We start from the raw sequence: 16,874 nt of genomic DNA, 5'->3' as shown, positions 1-16,874 counted from the left end.
CAATCAGATTTGATATTCGATGTTTGAACTGTCAATTTTCCCAAATTTGATCTTGTTCCAGGTACGTTCGTGTAAAAAGTAAAGAAACATTTTGGTAAATAATTCGACTCCGCCGATCGTCACCGCAAAATCAAGATGTCCGGTCACCAGCCAGGCAATCAGCATGGTGTCGATGGTTCCGATCGTACGCCACGAAACACTTTTTACAATACTACGGTAAGGTTTCTCTCTCATCCTGCTTCCTTTTTTCATTCTGATTTATTTCACTTAAAATCTTTCTCAAATCGCCTAAAAACAAAAAAGCCCCTCTGCTGATGCAGAAGGGCTTTTCGTTTTTATTCTGATTCAATCTAATATACCAAATCAAACTCCTTTCCTTCTGCAAAAAAAGAACCACAACACATACACATCATCATGTTTGCATTATTCAGATTCATTATTACAGAAGTTGTATTTTTCATCTCAGATATTTTACTCTTTTTTCTTGTTGATGATGCAAAAATAGAGAGTAAATCCAATTTTCCAAAAAAATAGAATACTTTTTTATTTAAAATCAGAAAAATGTTTTTAAAAAAGTAACTATATCCGTTGGATTTATTTCATTTTACAACCTTTAAGCCATACATACCTTCATTTTATTATATTTGTGACAATTATCATGATATATGTATAAAAAGGACATCAAAGTGCTGGACTGTACTGTTCGCGACGGCGGACTGATGAATAAATGGCAGTTCAATGATAAATTCGTGAAAGGCATTTACGATGCCTGCGTGGAAGCCGGAGTTGATTATATGGAAATCGGCTATATCAGCAGCGAAAAAGCCTTTAACCGGAATGAGGTTGGTCCCTGGAAGTTTTGTGCAAATGATGATTTACGTCGTATTGTAGGTGATAACAACACCAAGCTTAAAATATCGGCCATGGCCGACATTGGCCGGATTGACCCGGATGATATCCCCCCGGCCGGAGAAAGCGCTATCGACATGATGCGTGTGGCCTGTTACGTACATCAAATGGATAAAGCCATTGATCTGGCTCACCATTGTATGGACAAGGGCTATGAAACAACCATTAACCTGATGGCCGTCTCGAAAGTGAACGAACGCGACCTCGAAGAAGCGTTATCCGATGTTGCCCAATCCCGTGTTCCGGTTTTTTACCTGGTCGACAGCTTTGGGAGTATGTACTGCGAAACCGTTGATCATTTGCTGAATAAATACAAAAACGCCCTGGGCCATAAAGAAATTGGCATTCATGCGCATAACAATATGCAGCTGGCCATGTCGAATACCATTACCGCCCTCATGGGAGGCGCAACTTACCTCGATGCCACCCTGCTGGGCATGGGACGCGGTGCAGGCAATTGTCCGATTGAAATTCTGATTGCTTTCCTGAAAAATCCGAAATACCGTTTATTACCTTTATTACGGGCCATTCAGGAAGAAATTCTGCCCTGGCAAAAGAAGATAGACTGGGGCTACCACATCCCTTACCTGATTACCGGAGCCTTGAATGAACATCCGAGGAGCGCCATGGCCTGGATGGACTCGGAACGCAAAGACGATTTTGTGTCGTTCATGAAAGAAATGCATGACTATGAATTACTGGAATAGACCTTTTCTCACCACGAGTAATCGTGAACCAATACCTGAATTCGCAGAGGCTGTCCAAAAGGCAGTCTCTTTTTTGTGCGCACCCGTAAAAACAGCTATACGTATTTTTGAAAACGGACATCCACCCGACTCAGCAATCGAATGATAAATATTTCACCTCACTTCTTCATTTTTACCCCCGAAACACTATTTTTGCCAAATTCCGTTTTCCACGGCTTCCGTGAAAACAGGCTGACCATTAAATTTCGAAAAATGAACAGAACCATTCAGGATTATCTTTTGATTATGCTTAAAGGAATAGGCATGGGCGCAGCAGACGTTGTTCCCGGCGTTTCGGGCGGAACAATCGCCTTTATTACCGGTATTTACCACGAATTGATCGACTCGATCAAATCGATCAACTTCCCGGCCCTGAAACTATTGCTGTCAGGCAGGTTCAAAGATTTTTGGGAGGCTGTAAACGCCCGCTTCCTGCTCAGCCTGATTTTAGGAATTGGCATCAGCATCGTTTCACTGGCAAAAGGGTTGAAATATTTGCTTGATCATCACCCGATCCTGGTTTGGTCATTTTTCTTCGGATTAATTGTCGCATCGGCCATTTATGTGGCGAAAGACATCAAAAAATGGTCCACCGGCACCTTTATCTCACTGATTACAGGGGCCGTTATCGCCTGGTTTATTACCATCATCACCCCAGCGGAAGCCAATACCAGCTATTTGTTTATTTTTCTGTCGGGTTCCATTGCCATTTGCGCCATGATCCTGCCCGGAATATCGGGAAGCTTTATCCTGGTCTTACTGGGCATGTACCGGTTTATCCTGGGCGCCGTTTCCGACTTTAATATTCCGGTGATCGCTGTTTTTCTGTTGGGTGCAGCCATCGGGATCATCGCTTTTTCCAATGTCTTGTCGTGGTTGTTAAAGAAATATTATCACCTCACCATCTCCCTGCTCGCGGGATTTATGATTGGCTCGCTCAATAAAGTCTGGCCCTGGAAGCAGGTGGTAGAAACCTTTATTGACCGCCACGGAATTGAAAAACCATTAATTGAACAAAACGTATTACCCACAAATTACCTCGAACTGACCGGGCAGTCCCCGCAACTGGTTTATGCCTTACTGCTCGCCGCAGGTGGGTTTGCCCTTATTTTTGTTGTTGAAGGATTAAGCAAGAAACTGATAAAAAAGTAAAGATGAAAACATACGGATTAATTGGCTACCGCCTGGGATATTCATTCTCGAAAGGATTTTTTACCGAAAAATTTGAAAAAGAAAATCTGAAAGAACATGAATATGTCAACTTTGAGCTCGACACCATCGATGAATTTCCCGGAATTTTCAAAAAAAATGACCATATTGCCGGCCTGAACTGCACCATTCCGTACAAACAGCAAATCATGCCGTTTATGGACGAGATTGACCAGGAGGCCGCAGCAGTAGGCGCAATCAATACGGTAAAAATTATCCACCAAGCCGGCGGAGGGATGAAACTGAAGGGCTACAACACCGATGTGTACGGTTTTGAAAATTCGTTGAAACCCATGCTGAATGAGAAGCACAACAAAGCTCTGATACTGGGTACCGGGGGCGCGTCAAAAGCCATCAAATACATTCTCGGCAAATTGGGTATCGACTATCTGTCGGCCTCGATCGAAGCCGAACTTTTTGACAAAGAAATCCGTTATGAACAAATCGACGGCGACCTGCTGAAAGAATACCTGATCGTTGTGCATGCCACGCCACTGGGAACTTTCCCGAAAATTGACGCCTGTCCGGACATTCCGTATGAAAAACTAAACAAGGATCATGTACTGTTTGACCTGGTGTACAATCCCGAAGAAACCCTTTTTATGAAAAAAGGGAAAGAACAGGGCGCCACCGTTAAAAACGGATTGGAAATGCTTCATCTGCAAGCGAAGAAATCCTGGGAAATTTGGAACAGTTAATTGTCTCCGATACTGATTAAGGCTTCACGTTTACGTCCGTCCATCAAAACGTTCAAATCGCAATCAAAACGTACATGCCTGACAAAGTTGAGCTCTTCCACAAGCCGTTGTTTATTCAGCATGTCCATGTTGACTGTCACATCCCGTGAATTATGCGGAACAGAGAAGTAGCCTACATTCATGGAGGTGACATTATGAAAGAAGTGAGATCCCAGTGAGCCGTCAAGCGGAAAATCGGACAGACCCAGTTCAAGGATGACCCGCGCCCTCGAAATCTGGGCCCAGGTAACCGGAATACCGGTAAACGGATCGCGCGTCCCCCAGCGACCGGGACCAATCAAAATATACTCGCGCCCCGTTATATCCATTTTTTTATTAAAATGGCTTATTTCACGGGCAATTTCTTTTGTTTTCGTTTTATCAAATTTTTCTGCCGGAACATAAATGACATCCCGGATCCCTTCCAGTTTCCCGTTTCCCATACCCCGTTTGGCATACAACAACGTTTTCTCCCGGTCCATCTCTCCCAGGTCAATCACCAAATCTTCTTCGAGACGGATCAGGGGTTTGATTTGAAGCAGGTAAAAAGTTGGTTCGCCATCGTCGCCGCCTTCGAGATCAATGGCATATTCCATTTCTACCGGCGAGCCCATCGCCTCGCGAAACAGCCGTAACAGGAAGCTAATTGTTTCCGCCAATGGAATATGATTATACTTTAACACGTTGGCGAAATTAATCACCCGAGGCCCGCGTATTTCGAGGCCGGGTAACAAATCGTCGTTTTCCGGATCGTAAACCGAAGCGCAGTGCTCCAGGGTGCCATCGGCTTCTGCTTCACGGATATGAAGCTTAACGATGGCTGCATCTTCGCCGCCTTTCACCAGATCGATATTGTGCCGGCTCATATCCAGCGCATAAAACTCGCGTTGAGAATCCCGTACCTGGTCTTTGATACTGCTGGGATTGATATTCGGGTACTTCGGACAAAAACGATACGCATTTTCACCGCCCACCACGTACATTCCCAAACCCACAGCTGCCACGGCATAACCATCTTCCGGTTCCATGTACGACACCGGGTAATAATTGTACGACTGGGCTACCCCGCTGATCGTCGGGTAATACCGGTTATGATGCTCGTGTCCCACCACTTCCTGGATAATTACCGCCATTTTTTCTTCTTCAATTTTATAATTTACAGCGTCAAAATAGGCCACAGCCGAATCGGTAAAAATACTGGCATACACCAACTTGACAGCTGTTTCCAACTGGCGGTACCTGACCCGTATATCGGAGTGGTTATTTGGGATCAGGTAGGTAGAATAGACCCCCGAGAACGGCTGTAACAACGAATCTTCAAACAACCCGGACGAGCGGATTGCCAGAGGGCGCGTCATCTTTTCGGCATATTTAAACAACTTTTCGCGTAAACCCTCGCTCAAATCCGATTCCAAAAAGAGCGACCGAATATGTTCGTAGTTATTACTGCTGTATATATCTTCGTGCAGGTTGTTTATTTCCAGGAATTTATCAAATTCAATCGCACCAATGACAGCGGTAGCCGGGATCCGGATGTTAATATTCGGAATAATCTTTTTGAAATCGATATTTTCGATAAAATTACTCATAAAGGCAACTCCTCGCCCTTTTCCTCCCAGCGAGCCTTTTCCCATACGAACCACATAGCGTTCGCTTTTCAGCAAGTCCTGATCAAAATTGACAATGCGACCCCTGAGTTTTTTCAGCCGCACCCGCTCAAAAACATCCAGACAAAACTGCCGCAGTTCATCGGGGCTGCTGAAATCTTCGAAACGATAGGGCAATAGTTGCTCGGCTATGTTGATTTCTCCCCGGGCCATCAGCCAGGTTGAAAAGGAATTCCGTTTTCCGTGATAAGCCAAAGCGCCGTCGGGAACCACTTTAAACATATCCTGAAATTCCTGCTTGTTATGCGCAACCATAATCGGATTTCCCCGTTCATCTTTAAAAACAAAATTTCCAAAACCCAAACGCTTGTAAATGAAGTTATGGATATCCATGGAAAGATTTTCCGAGTTTTTATTGATAAACTCGGCCCCCACTTCTTTTGCCCTTGCCGCATTCTTGATATCATGGCTTTGCAGCAAAACAGGAATCGGGAAACGTAAAATCTGGTTTACATACCGAAGCAGTTCGATCCCGGCATCTTCGTCTTCGACGCCGTTTCGCTGAAACTTCACATCTGAAATAACCGTCAGCAGGTAATCGCGGTATTTATTTAAAATCTTAATAGCATCTTCGTAGGTGCTTACCAGAATTACTTTAGGCCGGGCCCGCATTTTTAGAATCATGTGCAATTCATCGGCCGATTCGTCCTGCACCAGGTTTTGCGTTTGAGTCATGATGTTGGTGTACATCATTGGTAAATAGCGCGAATAATATTGAATCGAATCCTCTACCAGCAAAATAACCCTGACATTCCCGTTTTTTGTATCGGCTTCGATATTCTTTTTGTCCTCAATATATTTTATCATGGCCAAAAAAACATTGGAATTGCCGTTCCAGACAAAAACACGGTCGATTGATGCAAACTGATGCGCCGATTTCTGGAAATAACGCAAGTCTCCGTTGTTGTTCACCAGGAGTAATATCGGAACCTCCGGTTTGCGGTGATGGATGACATCGGCCATTTTTACAGGAATCACTTTATCAACGCCCGCCATGATGATGACCAGGTCAAAATCGCGGACTCTAAGCATCCGCAACGCTTCGGCTTCAGAATTTACGCTGGTAAAACGCGGATAGGTGTACAGGTTGAGTTGCAAAAACTCGCCAAATATTTTGTCGGTAAACTGCCCCTCGCGCACGATGGAGTAACTGTCGTACAGCGTGGCAACCAGCATCACTTCTTTGACCTTGGTCGGCATGAGTTCTTCGAAGATGTCGCGATCACTTTTTTTGTGCTTGTAAATTGATGCAAGGCTGATATGTTCGAGCTTATCCATAATATTCGGTTTAAAATTGCCCGCGAAAAAATGAACTTAGTGAAGTTAAGGAAAATCTGTCTGCCGAAAACAAAAAAAGAGGCCGAAGCCTCTTTTCTGAACCATTTTTTATCCTATTGCCCGTTAAGCTGGCACTTTTTCTGAAAAAACGGAACCGGCTCTTTACTGCCCGGCTCATTCACTTCCCAGGTATTTCCGGAGCGAAGCAATTCGTTCATCCCCGAGATTTTCCGGGTTTCCTGTACCGTTTGAATTTGTTTCACCACCTCCTGATCGTAAACCGGAGCGTCCACACTGCGAACAACTCCCATCGCTACCGGAAAGTCGGGGAAACTCATGTTAATCAAGGCCATATGAAGGATTGGATCCGGATTTTTTGCGTCGTGTACCAGGATATCATCGGCAGTGTAACCACCCTGTCCAACGGTAACCACTTTCAGGCGGGCATTTTCAAACACCAGCCCTTTTTCATTGTTCTGTCCGAAAATCATGGGTTTACCGTCTTCGAGAAACAACTGACGTTCAGCGCGGTATCTCGGATCAGCAATCTGTTCGTGAACACCATCATTAAAAATAACGCAGTTCTGCAATATTTCCACAACGGAAGTGCCTTTGTGTTTGGCTGCCTCCGTCAGCACAGCCTGGGTGTGTTTTACGTTACTGTCGACAGCCCGCGCATAAAAAGTACCCCGGGCTCCCAATACCAGTTGTCCCGGCACAAAGGGATCTTCCACGGTTCCGAAAGGCGAAGTTTTGGTAATCATCCCCCGGTCAGAGGTCGGCGAATATTGCCCTTTGGTCAGGCCGTAAATTTTATTATTGAAAAGAATCAGATTTAAGTCGATGTTGCGGCGAACCAGGTGAATAAAATGATTTCCGCCAATCGCCATGGCATCGCCGTCGCCGGTAATGACCCAAACATTCAGATCGGGGTTGGCTACTTTAACACCCGAGGCAATGGCCGTAGCCCGCCCGTGAATTGAGTGAAACCCGTAAGTACTCATGTAGTAGGGGAAGCGTGACGAACATCCGATACCGGAGATAACAGCAAACTTTTCATGCGGAACATTCATCTCGGCCATCGCACGCTGCACGGCATTCATGATTGCATAATCGCCGCAGCCCGGACACCAGCGGACCTCATTCTCACTTTTAAAATCTTTAATCGTATAGTTGAATTCTTGCATGATTTAGACCTCCAGCAATTTGTTAAAATTCTCTTTCAATTCAAGCACGGTAAAGGGCAGCCCCTGCACTTTATTCACCTGGTGATATTCAAATCCCGGCACCTTATCGCGCAAATAAGCGGCAAACTGCCCCATATTCAACTCGCAAACAACAATTTTCCTGAATTGGCTGAATATTTCACGGGTATTTTTGGGAAGCGGTTTGATAAAGTTGAAATGTGCCAGGCTAACGTTTTTCCCCTCCAAGCGCATGTCGCGTACCGCGCTGAGTGTATGCCCGTAGGTTCCACCCCAGCTAACAACCAGCAGGTCGCCTGAAACATCGCCGCAGACCTCCAGCGTTGGAATCATTTCAACAACGCGTTCCACCTTTTCGGCACGGTATTCGGTGTTCTTCTGGTGCTGTTCAGGAGCGTGGCTCACCGAGCCGGCAATATTTTTTTCCAGTCCACCTACAAGGTGCTGAAATCCGTCCATTCCCGGTATTGCCCATTCGCGCGACAAGGTTTCCGGATCACGGGCATAAGCCTTAAACGTATCTTTATTTTTAGCAATCCGCGGGCTAATTTCAGGAAGCTCATCCATGTCAGGCACACGCCAGGGTTCACTGCCGTTCCCCAGGAAGCCGTCGGTTAACAACACCACCGGCAACATGCGCTCAAGCGCTATTTTAGCCGACAGGTACGCATAGTAAAAGCAGTCGGACGGCGTGCTGGCCGCGATAACTACCACCGGGCTTTCGCCATTTCGCCCGTAAAGGGTCTGCAACAAATCCGATTGTTCTGTTTTGGTGGGTAAACCGGTTGAGGGCCCCCCGCGCTGGACATTCACAACCACCAGCGGGAGCTCTGTCATGACCGATAAACCAAGCGCTTCCGATTTCAGCGCAAAACCCGGGCCTGAGGTGGTTGTAACCGCCAGATCGCCGGCAAAAGAAGCGCCGATAGCGGTACAAATACCGGCAATTTCATCTTCAGCCTGGAAAGTTTTCACGCCCAGATCTTTTCGCTCCGACAAAGCTGAAAGAATATCGGTTGCCGGGGTAATCGGGTATGATCCCAAAAAGAGTTCCAAACCTGCTTTTTCGGCGGCAGCCAGAAGCCCCATCGCCGTAGCGTGGTTACCGTTGATGTTCCGGTATAGTCCTTTTTCGATGGCAGCGGGGTGTACAATATACTGCGGCGTCATATGCTGCATGTTCATCCCGTAATTGTACCCGTCCTTTAAAACTTTCAGGTTAGTTTCAACCACAAGCGGTTTTTTAGCAAACTTCTTTTTCAGGTAAGTCTCAATATAATCGAGGGGGCGGCCAAACATCCAGCATACCAGGCCAAGGGCAAACATATTTTTACTGCGCAATACCGATTTATTGTCCAGCCCGTAGTCCTTCAAACTTTCTCTGGTTAAACTGGTAATTGGAACCGGAATTTTATTGAAATCATCCAAATGACATTCGGCAAACGGATCATTTGTTTTAAAATTCGCCTTTTCCAAATTCTTTTCGGTGAATGAATCCACATCAAAAATGATGGTTCCGCCCGGATTCATAAAACCGGCATTCGCTTTTACAGCCGCCGGATTCATAGCAACCAGCACATGGGCATAATCTCCCGGGGTATTAATCTGTTTTTTTCCAAACTGCACCTGGAAGCCCGATACTCCTCCCACTGTTCCTTGCGGAGCCCTAATCTCGGAAGGATAATCAGGAAAGGTGGAAATATCGTTACCGAAGAGTGCAGAAGTGTCCGAGAATAAGGTTCCGGTCAACTGCATTCCATCTCCTGAATCACCGGAAAATCGTATGGATACTTCCTCAAGCTCAATTACTTTAGCGTCTTTCATGTGACATATTTTTAAAAATCCAATATATTTTCTTTCGATCTCTCATAAAAATGCCCTTAAAAATAATGATTTATAACTCAAAAACATTAAAAAGAATCTTTTTCCGTTAGCGATGCAAACAAAAATAACCATTTATTAATACCTTTTTCATGATCCAACCGATAATTTGAAGGGATTCTTATCTTTGCAAATAATTTAAAATGAATACAGATAATGGCACTTATAAAGTCACTGAGAGGTAAAACACCGGTCATCGGGAACAACTGTTTTTTAGCAGAAACCGCCGCAATTATTGGGGATGTAGAAATCGGCGACCATTGTAGCGTTTGGTACAGCGCAGTCCTGCGCGGTGATGTACATTCGATAAAAATCGGGAGCAATACCAATGTACAGGACGGGGCAGTCATTCATGCTACTTATCAAAAATCGCCGACGAATATCGGGAACCACGTCATCATCGCTCATGGCGCCATCATACATGGTTGCACAATTCATGATCATGTAATGGTTGGAATGAATGCCGTGGTGCTGGACGATGTTGTGGTTGAAAGCAACACGATCATTGCCGCCGGATCGGTTGTAACCAAAGGAACCCGGCTCGAAGGCGGCAGCGTATATGCCGGAATCCCGGCAAAAAAAATAAAAACACTCAGTCCTGAACTGCTTGAAGGAGAACTGCACCGCATCGCAAATGCCTACAGCATGTATGCCGGGTGGTATCAGGAAGATCTATAAACTTTAACTGAATTATTTAAAATGAAACCAACACTACTCATTCTGGCGGCTGGTATGGGAAGCCGTTACGGAGGCTTAAAACAAATCGAACCGGTAGGCCCCAGCGGCGAAACCATCCTCGAATATTCCGTCTTCGATGCCATCCGCGCAGGTTTCGGCAAGGTGGTCTTTGTTATTCGCAAAAGCTTTGCCGACGATTTTAAATTGCGTTTTGAAAGCAAGCTAAAGGGAAAAATTGAAGTTGAATACGTATACCAGGAACTGAATAAGCTTCCGCATGGCTACCAGCTTCCCGAAGAAAGGGAAAAACCCTGGGGGACCGGTCATGCCATTTTAATGGCCAAAGACGTCATTAGAGAACCATTTGCTGCCATAAATGCCGATGATTTTTACGGGGCACAGGCATTCCAGACCATTGCCGGGTTCTTAAAAAATGAAGTGGCTGAAAATCGTTACAGCATGGTTGGTTACCTGCTGCGAAATACCCTGTCAGATTTTGGAACCGTCTCCAGGGGGATCTGCAAAACCGATGAAACCGGAAACCTCGTTGAAATTACCGAACGCCATCAGATTGCACGCGAAGGAAATGCCCTGTTTTTTGCGGACGAACAGGGGCAAAAAGTACAAGTGGACGAAAACACCCCCGTATCCATGAATTTCTGGGGATTTCATCCCAGCTTGTTTGCCCACCTGGAAAATCAGTTCAGGAGTTTTCTGGATGAAAACAAACACTTGCCAAAATCGGAATTTTACATCCCCAGCGTCGTGTTTAACCTGATCAAGTCCGGAGAGGTAAAAGCCAAAGTATTGCAGGCTGACTCGCCATGGTTTGGTGTCACTTACCCCCAGGATAAAGCGTTTGTAACCGAGCAGGTTAAAAAATTATCGGAACAGGGAGTTTACCCTGAAAAGCTTTGGTAGTTAATTGGTCATTGGTCATTAGTCATTAGTCATTGCAGCATGGAGAACTTGCAGCTTGTTCTCTGCGAAACTTTGCGCTTCATGTCGCTCTTTGCGTTAAAAAAGTGCCCAAGTGCCAAAATAAAACTGCGACTTGCTACCGATCTCCCTTCTCCGTTAATCGGTCATAGCGGCATGGAGCCATGGGGCATGGGGCTTGAAACTAGCAGCTTGTAGCTATCAAAGTTGAATTTTTTGGGCATTGACGGCCCGGCCCATGAATAATCCGGCACGGGCCTCAAACAGCTCAACCTGTTCAGTGGTATAATACCCAACCCTGCCGCCTTTTGAGCAGTTTGCATCTATTTCGGGATGCCTTTCCAGGTAGTTGATCAAACTGGCCGAAACAATTTTTCCCTGTTCAATCACCCGGATATCCGGCCGTGGCAAAAACCTCCTTATCTGGTCGATTAACAGCGGATAATGCGTACATCCAAGGATCAGGCTATCAATATCGGGATCCTGCCGGAATAATTGACCGATATTCTTTTCAATGAAGTAGTCTGCCCCCGGCGTACCGATTTCGTCATTTTCAACAATCGGCACCCACATCGGGCAGGCTTGCTGGCTTGTCGTTTTTACCCGGCCGTTTGACCACTTCTCCAACTCAATCGGGTACGAACCGGATGCGACCGTACCCGAAGTAGCCAATACCCCGACATGGCCGTTCCGGGTCAGTTCAGCAGCCGTTTCAACACTTGGCCTGATGACGCCCAGTACGCGCTTATCGGGAGCAAGATGCTGTAAATCAAGCTGCTGGATTGACCGTAAAGCTTTTGCCGATGCCGTATTGCAAGCCAGGATGACCAGGTGGCAGCCCAGATTAAACAGCTTGGTCACCGCTTCGAGCGTATAGGCATAAACCACGTCGAATGAGCGGGTTCCATAAGGTGTACGGGCATTATCACCAAGATAAACAAAATCGTATTGCGGCAGATCGTGCAGAAACTCTTTTAAAACGGTCAGTCCGCCATATCCCGAATCAAAAACGCCAATCGGTTGAAATTCTTTTGCCATAAAAAGCCTTTTTCAGCAAAATTAAAAAAGCCACCTGAAACACAGATGGCTTTTTGCTATATTCGTTTCCGTCATTTTATTTTATGCCCAGTTTAGCTTTAACAAGCGGCAACAAGTCGATACTTGCATTGGATTTGTATAAAACTGCATTGCTGTCGAATACATAAATTACGCCTTGTTCTTTGGCAACGGCTTCTATGGTTTCGTTAGCTTTGTCAAAAATCGGTTCCATCAACTCGCTTTGTTTTTGCTGTAGTTTCTGAGAGGCCGTTGAATTAAAACTTTGAATACGTTGTTGCAGGTTTTGCAGATCTTCTTCCTTTGCCTGGCGGACAAGATCAGTTAATGATTCAACACTTTGCGTGTATTCTCCCAATTTCGTCTGGAATTCCTTTTGCATGGTCGCCAACTGATCTTCCAGTCCTTTGGCTTGTTCTTCCAATGTTTTTTGAGCAGCTGCCGTTTCGGGCATGGCCGAAATTAACGCTTGCGAATCTATATGGGCAAACTTAAGCGTTTGCGCTTGTACCAGTCCTGCTGAAAACAGCACGATCGCGATCAGACAAATTTTGAAAATACTTTTCATGTTATTCCTTGAATTTTAATTTTTGAACACAAATATAGGATATTAATTTTTATAACCAAGTTTTTGAAGCACCTGATCACTCAGGTCGAATTTCGGGTTGGTGTAAACCATCGAAAGGCTTCCGGCTTTATCAAAAATGACCGCATAACTTCCCTCGTTGGCAATTGCCTGAATGGCATTAAATATGTCATCCTGAACAGGTTGAACCAAACCTTGACGCTTTTTAAACAAATCGCCTTCCGGGCCAAAATATTTCCGCTGCAAGGCCTTATAATCTTTCTCTTTCGTAATGATCACATCTTCGCGCCGGCGTTTCATATCATCCGATAATAGAACCGATTCTGCCTGAAAATCTTTATACATTTTCTCGATCTCATTGTACATGGTTTCCAATTCTTTCTGGTATTGTTTCGAGATTTGGTCCAGTTGTTCCTGAGCAGCCGTGTATGCCGGTATATTATTAAGAATATAGTCGGTATCGACAAATGCATATTTCTGAGCCATTGTTGCACCTGCAACAATCAAAAATGCTACAACTAATATGATTCTTTTCATGACTACACTGTTTTTAAGTTTGTACTGGTTCGTTCTTATCAAATACTAAGCCAAATTCGTAACTATCAGAATTGCTGACCCATAACGAAATGAAACTGGCTTCCGCCAACCGATTTATCTCCGTTAACCGGGTCGAATCCATATCCCCAGTCGATCCCCATCAGGCCAAACATGGGCAGAAAGATCCGTACACCAAGTCCGGCAGAGCGTTTCAGGTCGAAGGGGTTGTAATCTTCAAAATTCATCCAGGCATTACCACCTTCAAGGAAGGCCAACAGGTAAATCGTCGCCGATGGTTTCAGGGTAACCGGATAACGCAGCTCCATTGTCAGTTTATCATACAGGTTTGAACCCGTGGTCGGGCTTAAACTGTAGTCCTGATAACCGCGTAATGAGACGATATCCGCACCGTAAAAATTGTAACCCGACATACCGGATCCACCTACCCGGAAGCGTTCAAATGGCGACCGACGGTTTTTGTCATAATATCCCAGGAATCCATATTCAAACTTCGTATGCAATACCAGGTTATTATTACCGGAAACCGGAGTAAACCAAGCTCCTTTTAATTTCCACTTATGATATTCAATCCATTTGTAGCGGTCTTCACTCGACAAAGTAGGATCGCTGTAATCAACCCCGTTAAATAATGAATAGGGAGGAGTAAACTGTAAGCCAAGTGAAATATCCGAACCACGCCGCGAATACAAGGGGTTATCTACGGAGTTACGGCCAAAACTCGTTTTAAAACTGAGGTTGAAAAAGCTACCGCTTCCGTCACCACTGTCGTCGTTCAGAAAATAGTAGTAATTCGCCATATTCTGAAGGTCGTAATGCTGGATGGATGCTTCGTGATAAAGGGTAAAATAATCATCGGGCCATTTTAACCGGTAACCATACCCCAGGGCCAAAGAGGAGGTGATTTGAATTTGATCATCTTCGCTTTCGCCCGAATAGCTCGAATAAGCGCTTAAAGGATCATAATAACTACCCCCGTAGTAAGATCCATATCCATAGCCATAACCACCATAGCCATAACCGCTTCCGTAAGGGCTGTAAGCCCGGTTATAATAATTATTAGCCGTATAATTGATTTTTGAACGCGAAAACGACACCGAGAAGGAGTTTGGCTTTTTACCCCCCATCCAGGGCTCAACAAATGAAACACTGTAGGATTGATAAAACTTTCCGCTCGTTTGGGCGCGAATACTCAGCGTTTGTCCGTCGCCGGTAGGTAATGGGCGCCAGGCTTCTTTATTGAAAATATTCCGTACGGAGAAGTTCGAAAACCTCAACCCAATGGTACCCACAAACATTCTGGCTCCCCAGCCTCCTGATAATTCAATCTGGTCGTTCGCTTTCTCCTGTAATTCGTATTTTATATCCACCGTCCCGTCTTCAGGCTGTGGAATTGGCACCGGGTTGATGGCTTCCGGATCGAAGTGACCTAATTGAGACAACTCCCTCACCGAACGAATGATATCGGATTTACTGAACAGGTCTCCCGGATACGTTCTCAACTCACGGCGGGCAACATGTTCATGTGTTTTTGTATTACCTTCAATAATGACCCTGTTGATGGTCGCCTGGGTTCCTTCGTAAATCCGCATCTCAAAGTCGATCGAATCGCCCTTGATGTTTGCTTCAACGGGATCAAGGTTAAAGAACAGGTAGCCATTATCCAGGTACAGGTTCCCCACAGCGTCGTCATCGCTGGTTAAACGTTTATCAAGCAGCTTTTGGTCGAACACATCTCCTTTTTTGATACCCAGTTTGGCATCGAGGTACTCTGCCGGGTAAATGGTGTTTCCCATCCATTTAACATCTCCAAAGTAATATTTATTCCCTTCGTCGACCCAAATATCCAAACGAACACGATTTTCGCCGACCGGGGTAATGGTATCGGTTACAATGGTTGCATCGCGATAACCTTTTTCATTATACTTGGCAACAACATTCCGTTTATCTTCCGTGAATTTTTCTTCCAGAAACTTCTTGGTCTTGAAAAAATTCTTAAGTTTCCGGGCATTGGTCTTTTTCATAGCCCGGTTGAGGGTCGCTTCTTTCAGGTTCTCCGTGCCATGAAATACGATTTCGTCCACTTTTACTTTTTCCTTTTTATCGACCCGGATATCAAGGATAACACTGTTTACCTGGGCTGTATCGTCGCGCTGAACAATTCGTACTTCGGTATTCAGGAAGCCCTTTTCCAGAAAAATATTTTTAATGATCCGCTCGGCATTGTTTAGCTGGTTGTCGGTCACCTGGCTTCCTTTCAGCAGAAGGACGCGTTTGGTGATATCATCTTTTTCCGATTTCGAAACACCGAAGAAATTAACATCAGAGAGCCTCGGCCTTTCCTGAAGGTAAATATTCAGCCAAATAAAATTTTCTTCTGCTTTACTTGCCTCAATTTTTACATCCGAAAACATCTGGTGTCCCCAAAGTTTTTTGATGGCATTTGAGATTTCCTCACCCGGGATCATAATTTCGTCGCCAACGGCCAGACCGGAGATTTGGATCAATACATCGGTATCAAGATAACGGATTCCCAGAACATCAATTCCGGCAATGATATATTTTCTGGGGCTGGAGTAATAAATTGAAAAATTTGTCCCTTCTTGCTGAGCATAAGTCCCTAAGCTCAATAAAAATAATACTAAGAAAATTTTCAGTTTTCGCATTTCTGTAAATTGGTTAGCTCTCTATTTGTTGACTGGTTTTTCCAAACCTCCTCTCGCGGTTCTGGAATTCACGAATGGCTTCAAAAAGATCCTCTTTTCTGAAATCGGGCCATAAAGTTGGGGTAAAATAAAATTCGGCATAGGCAATCTGCCATAATAAAAAGTTACTTATCCGGTTTTCCCCGCTGGTACGGATAAGTAATTCCGGGTCTGGAATTCCATTGGTTGCAAGATATGTATCGATTAATTCTTTTTGTATGTCTTCAATGTCGAGTTTCCCGTTCTTTACATCCAAAGCGATGCGTTTAACGGCTTGGGTGATTTCCCATTTTGAACTGTAACTCAGGGCAAGTATGAGCGACAATCCTGTACAGGCAGCTAATTCGTTAATCGACCAGTTGAGTTTCTCCTGCACTTCATCCGGCAAACTGTTGAAATCGCCGATTACATGCAGCGACACATTGCTTTCTTTCAGCTTTGCGGTTTCGTTATTGATCGCCTGTACCAGTAAGCTCATCAGGGCATCGACTTCATCCCGCGGCCGTCCCCAGTTTTCGGTAGAAAAAGCGTATAAGGTCAGGTATTTCAAACCTATTTCGCCTGCCCCTTCAACAACCGAACGAACGGACTCAACGCCATGCTCGTGTCCAAAAGTTCGTTCATTGCCATGAAGGGCGGCCCACCGGCCATTACCATCCATTATTATCGCTACATGTTGAGGTAATTTACCTGTACTGATTTGTTTCTTTAATGTCATCCAAA

General features: G+C 44.9%; 14 protein-coding genes. 5 read left to right on the top strand and 9 right to left on the bottom strand.

All coding sequences use genetic code 11. From position 1 onward, the window contains the following. Positions 1 to 3: 3 nt before the first annotated feature. Positions 4 to 252, bottom strand: coding sequence for a DUF2061 domain-containing protein (locus tag ACOIT5_RS16800; RefSeq protein WP_423127317.1), 249 nt, complete (start codon positions 250 to 252; stop codon positions 4 to 6). A gap of 413 nt (positions 253 to 665) precedes the next feature. Between ACOIT5_RS16800 and ACOIT5_RS16795 the strand changes: the two genes are divergently transcribed. From ACOIT5_RS16795 to ACOIT5_RS16785, 3 genes are all read left to right on the top strand, one after another. After that, the gene (locus ACOIT5_RS16795) at positions 666 to 1,616 is read left to right on the top strand and encodes an aldolase catalytic domain-containing protein (RefSeq protein ID WP_423127316.1); all 951 of its coding nucleotides are present in this window, start codon (positions 666 to 668) and stop codon (positions 1,614 to 1,616) included. A gap of 252 nt (positions 1,617 to 1,868) precedes the next feature. Continuing rightward, positions 1,869 to 2,807, top strand: coding sequence for a DUF368 domain-containing protein (locus tag ACOIT5_RS16790; RefSeq protein WP_423127315.1), 939 nt, complete (start codon positions 1,869 to 1,871; stop codon positions 2,805 to 2,807). A gap of 2 nt (positions 2,808 to 2,809) precedes the next feature. After that, entirely contained in the window at positions 2,810 to 3,562 is a 753-nt protein-coding gene (locus tag ACOIT5_RS16785) for a shikimate dehydrogenase family protein (RefSeq protein ID WP_423127314.1), read from the top strand. On the opposite strand, the gene ACOIT5_RS16780 is transcribed toward ACOIT5_RS16785, so the two are convergent. The 3 genes from ACOIT5_RS16780 to ACOIT5_RS16770 all read right to left on the bottom strand — a co-directional run bounded on the left by ACOIT5_RS16780 (position 3,559) and on the right by ACOIT5_RS16770 (position 9,575). After that, complete coding sequence (locus ACOIT5_RS16780; RefSeq protein WP_423127313.1) at positions 3,559 to 6,546, bottom strand: PEP/pyruvate-binding domain-containing protein; 2,988 nt, start codon at positions 6,544 to 6,546, stop codon at positions 3,559 to 3,561. The genes ACOIT5_RS16785 and ACOIT5_RS16780 overlap by 4 nt on opposite strands. Before the next feature lie 113 nt (positions 6,547 to 6,659). After that, the gene (locus ACOIT5_RS16775; protein ID WP_423127312.1) at positions 6,660 to 7,733 is read right to left on the bottom strand and encodes a 2-oxoacid:ferredoxin oxidoreductase subunit beta; all 1,074 of its coding nucleotides are present in this window, start codon (positions 7,731 to 7,733) and stop codon (positions 6,660 to 6,662) included. 3 nt (positions 7,734 to 7,736) lie between these two features. Beyond that, on the bottom strand, positions 7,737 to 9,575 hold the full coding sequence (locus tag ACOIT5_RS16770; protein WP_423127311.1) for a 2-oxoacid:acceptor oxidoreductase subunit alpha: 1,839 nt from the start codon (positions 9,573 to 9,575) through the stop codon (positions 7,737 to 7,739). A 213-nt stretch (positions 9,576 to 9,788) separates the two neighbouring features. On the opposite strand from ACOIT5_RS16770, the gene ACOIT5_RS16765 reads away from it, so the two are divergent. Both ACOIT5_RS16765 and ACOIT5_RS16760 read left to right on the top strand, forming a co-directional pair. Beyond that, positions 9,789 to 10,310, top strand: coding sequence for a gamma carbonic anhydrase family protein (locus ACOIT5_RS16765; RefSeq protein WP_423127310.1), 522 nt, complete (start codon positions 9,789 to 9,791; stop codon positions 10,308 to 10,310). Positions 10,311 to 10,331: 21 nt separating this feature from the next. Next, positions 10,332 to 11,231, top strand: coding sequence for a nucleotidyltransferase family protein (locus ACOIT5_RS16760; protein WP_423127309.1), 900 nt, complete (start codon positions 10,332 to 10,334; stop codon positions 11,229 to 11,231). Between the two features lie 219 nt (positions 11,232 to 11,450). Here ACOIT5_RS16760 and murI read toward each other — a convergent pair whose 3' ends face one another. From murI to ACOIT5_RS16735, 5 genes are all read right to left on the bottom strand, one after another. After that, the gene (murI, locus tag ACOIT5_RS16755; RefSeq protein WP_423127308.1) at positions 11,451 to 12,287 is read right to left on the bottom strand and encodes a glutamate racemase; all 837 of its coding nucleotides are present in this window, start codon (positions 12,285 to 12,287) and stop codon (positions 11,451 to 11,453) included. A 76-nt stretch (positions 12,288 to 12,363) separates the two neighbouring features. Next, positions 12,364 to 12,873, bottom strand: a complete 510-nt coding sequence (locus tag ACOIT5_RS16750) for an OmpH family outer membrane protein (RefSeq protein ID WP_423127307.1) — start codon at positions 12,871 to 12,873, stop codon at positions 12,364 to 12,366. A gap of 42 nt (positions 12,874 to 12,915) precedes the next feature. Beyond that, complete coding sequence (locus ACOIT5_RS16745; RefSeq protein ID WP_423127306.1) at positions 12,916 to 13,428, bottom strand: OmpH family outer membrane protein; 513 nt, start codon at positions 13,426 to 13,428, stop codon at positions 12,916 to 12,918. Positions 13,429 to 13,493: 65 nt separating this feature from the next. Next, a complete protein-coding gene (gene bamA, locus ACOIT5_RS16740) occupies positions 13,494 to 16,112 on the bottom strand; it encodes an outer membrane protein assembly factor BamA (protein ID WP_423127305.1) in 2,619 nt (872 codons plus the stop codon). Between the two features lie 13 nt (positions 16,113 to 16,125). Further along, entirely contained in the window at positions 16,126 to 16,869 is a 744-nt protein-coding gene (locus ACOIT5_RS16735; RefSeq protein ID WP_423127304.1) for an isoprenyl transferase, read from the bottom strand. Between the last annotated feature and the right edge of the window lie 5 nt (positions 16,870 to 16,874).

It is taken from the genome of Gaoshiqia hydrogeniformans (assembly GCF_049347105.1).
GTDB classification, from domain to species: domain Bacteria; phylum Bacteroidota; class Bacteroidia; order Bacteroidales; family Prolixibacteraceae; genus Gaoshiqia; species Gaoshiqia hydrogeniformans.
This window is presented reverse-complemented; position numbering and strand designations above follow the sequence as displayed.